Source organism: Thermodesulfobacteriota bacterium, from assembly GCA_040756475.1.
GTDB lineage: Bacteria > Desulfobacterota > Deferrisomatia > Deferrisomatales > JACRMM01 > JBFLZB01.
Genome location: JBFLZB010000148.1, coordinates 8,992 through 11,272, shown reverse-complemented (window position 1 = coordinate 11,272; position 2,281 = coordinate 8,992). Strand labels below are relative to the sequence as shown.

Here is a 2,281-nt window from a genome sequence, read left to right as displayed (position 1 = left end):
CCTCCGCGTACTCCCTCAACGAGGCGTGTTCCCCACGGGTGTGGGGATGGACCGGGCTTCCAGGAGACTCACCGCACCCTCCGCAGGTGTTCCCCACGGGTGTGGGGATGGACCGTACCCCCTGGCGTCCACGAGGAACGGGGTCATGTGTTCCCCACGAGTCGGCTATCGGGACGTAAGTGAAATGCGGCAATTGTGGGAGAGCACTCAGCGCCGCAAGGGCAGCTCGCAGGTCCTCGGCAAACGAGGGATTGCGGCGGACCGCACGCTTCGCGGCCCTCACGAACCCGGCGGTTCGCAGCAGCGGCCGGTTCACCCCAGGACCTCGGCCATCAGGTCTTCGGCTCTCGCCGGCCTCGCCTGGCCGCTCCCATACTCTGCCCTGGCCTCAGCCACCTGGGCGGCCAGTCTGGCGCGGCGGCGGCCTGCCAGGCGCCGGCGGACGATGGCGACCAGTTCCTCTTGCTCGTCGGTCGAGAGCTGCTCCACCGAGTCGAGCACGTCGGCAAGCTTCGGCTTGGTGTGGATGGGTAATCCTCGGCTGCCGGGGCAGGTAGCGGACCGCGCGCCCGGGCAGGCGGTTCGGCGCTACGTCCCGGGCTCGTGCACGGCCCCCGCCCCCTGCCCCGACACCAGTGGCTGGCGTGCGGGGTGGAGGATGGAGTCGCGGGTGAGGTCGACGTCGAGGTCGGGCCAGCGGAAGTGGCCCGGGCCGGGTTCCTCGACCCGCCGGGCCGCGGCGCCCCGGACGTGGCGGAACCAGGGGAAGGCGTCGAAGGCCAGGAACAGCTCTTCGCCGCCCGCGAGCAGCCACAGGCCGTGGGGAGATATGTCGGTGACTTCAGCCGCAGAACCGGGGCCAATGGCCCGTGGGAGAGCCGTCGTGGCGTTTTCTTGTGTCACCACAGCACGGGCACTGGGTAGGCCTCGATGGCGGGATCAACGGTGACCAACGTGGCGCCCTCCACCAGCGCTTGTGCGACCAGGATGCGATCGAAGGGATCTTTGTGCGGTGTGGGCAGGGAGCCGAGTTGGAGGACGTGGGGAAACTGGAGGTCGAGCAGGCCGATCCCGTTCGCGGCCCGCTGCTGCGCGATGATCTCCGGCAGTGGCATACGCAAGGCGAGTTTCCCCAGTTGGCGCTTGATCTCCATCTCCCAGGCGCTGGCGACGCTGAGCAGGACCGTGTTGGCGGGGTCGCAGCACGCATCGAGAGCCCGGCGCCCGAGCTTGGACGGTTCGCTGTCCCACCAGATGAAGGCGTGGGTGTCGAGCAAGAGCTTCACTTGCCGGCCCAGAACTGATCGTCGAGCGGCGCGTCGAAATCGTCGGCTGTGGTCATGGCGCCCGGATGCAGACCGGGCTTGCGCTGTTCGGGAGCCCGCGCGATGGGCACGACGCGGGCGAAAGGCTGGTCCCCCTCGCTCAGGACCACCTCGGTGCCGGCCCGAACCCAACGCATCAACTCGGGGAGCTGAATCTGCTTCTTCCGGACATCGATCGTTTTCGTATCCATCCGAGCTCTCCTCCCGGCCGGTGAGGGGATCGCCTTACGGAGAAGTGGCGATGCCAGGCGGCGATGTCGTCGATGAATCCCTTGACCAATCCCTCGCTCGCGGCAGTCGCCCGCCGTGGGCGGGCCTACCCGTTCCTCTCTTGCAGCCGCCCCGACACGTACTTGTGCAGGATGCTGGCCGCCAGGGTCTGGTAGGGGAGGCCTTCTTCCACGGCCCGCTTCTGGAGGGCCTCGAGGTCGCGCGAGCTGATGCGCAGGTTCAGTCGCTTGTCCTTGCGCAGGGCCTCGCGGGCGTACCCGGTGTAGCGCGCCTTCTCGGCAACGAGGTCGTGGACCGATTCCCACTCGCCGCGGTCGTAGGACTCGCGCAGTTCCCTCTCTTCGTCGTCGAGGTCAATCATGGTCGTCCTCGGATTCAGGCTACCTCCGGGTGGCCTTTCGGCTCGGGATGATCGTCTTCAAGAACACCGTCGCGTCGTCTTCCACGAACGGCACCAAGTGGGCGTAATCGCCGACCCGGACCACCAAGATGCGTTGCGCCGGGTACCGCACGGGGTTCGGGTGTCCCAGGATGTCCAGCACGTCGCCCCGCTCGATGTGGAACACGACAGCCTCGAACGACACGCCCCGCGTCTCTTGCAGGAGTGCGTTCTTCTCGTCGCTCCACACAAAGCGCTTCATGCAGCGAGCGTAGCCCGATGTGTGCGTCTTGGCAACACGTGGGTTGCCGACGGCAGCTCAGGGAACCTCCCAGGCAACGTCCGG

6 protein-coding genes are annotated in these 2,281 nt (G+C 67.6%); all 6 read right to left on the bottom strand.

What is annotated here, in order from left to right:
• Positions 1 to 312: 312 nt before the first annotated feature.
• The 6 genes from AB1578_17535 to AB1578_17510 all read right to left on the bottom strand — a co-directional run bounded on the left by AB1578_17535 (position 313) and on the right by AB1578_17510 (position 2,197).
• On the bottom strand, positions 313 to 501 hold the full coding sequence (locus tag AB1578_17535; GenBank protein ID MEW6489698.1) for a hypothetical protein: 189 nt from the start codon (positions 499 to 501) through the stop codon (positions 313 to 315).
• A gap of 87 nt (positions 502 to 588) precedes the next feature.
• Positions 589 to 903, bottom strand: coding sequence for a DUF2442 domain-containing protein (locus AB1578_17530; GenBank protein MEW6489697.1), 315 nt, complete (start codon positions 901 to 903; stop codon positions 589 to 591).
• The gene (locus tag AB1578_17525) at positions 900 to 1,286 is read right to left on the bottom strand and encodes a type II toxin-antitoxin system VapC family toxin (protein MEW6489696.1); all 387 of its coding nucleotides are present in this window, start codon (positions 1,284 to 1,286) and stop codon (positions 900 to 902) included. Before AB1578_17525 ends, AB1578_17530 begins: the two co-directional genes overlap by 4 nt.
• On the bottom strand, positions 1,283 to 1,516 hold the full coding sequence (locus tag AB1578_17520; protein MEW6489695.1) for a toxin-antitoxin (TA) system antitoxin: 234 nt from the start codon (positions 1,514 to 1,516) through the stop codon (positions 1,283 to 1,285). The genes AB1578_17525 and AB1578_17520 overlap by 4 nt, the downstream gene beginning before the upstream one ends.
• Before the next feature lie 125 nt (positions 1,517 to 1,641).
• Positions 1,642 to 1,917, bottom strand: a complete 276-nt coding sequence (locus AB1578_17515) for an antitoxin (GenBank protein MEW6489694.1) — start codon at positions 1,915 to 1,917, stop codon at positions 1,642 to 1,644.
• 19 nt (positions 1,918 to 1,936) lie between these two features.
• Complete coding sequence (locus AB1578_17510; GenBank protein ID MEW6489693.1) at positions 1,937 to 2,197, bottom strand: toxin; 261 nt, start codon at positions 2,195 to 2,197, stop codon at positions 1,937 to 1,939.
• Positions 2,198 to 2,281: the final 84 nt, after the last annotated feature.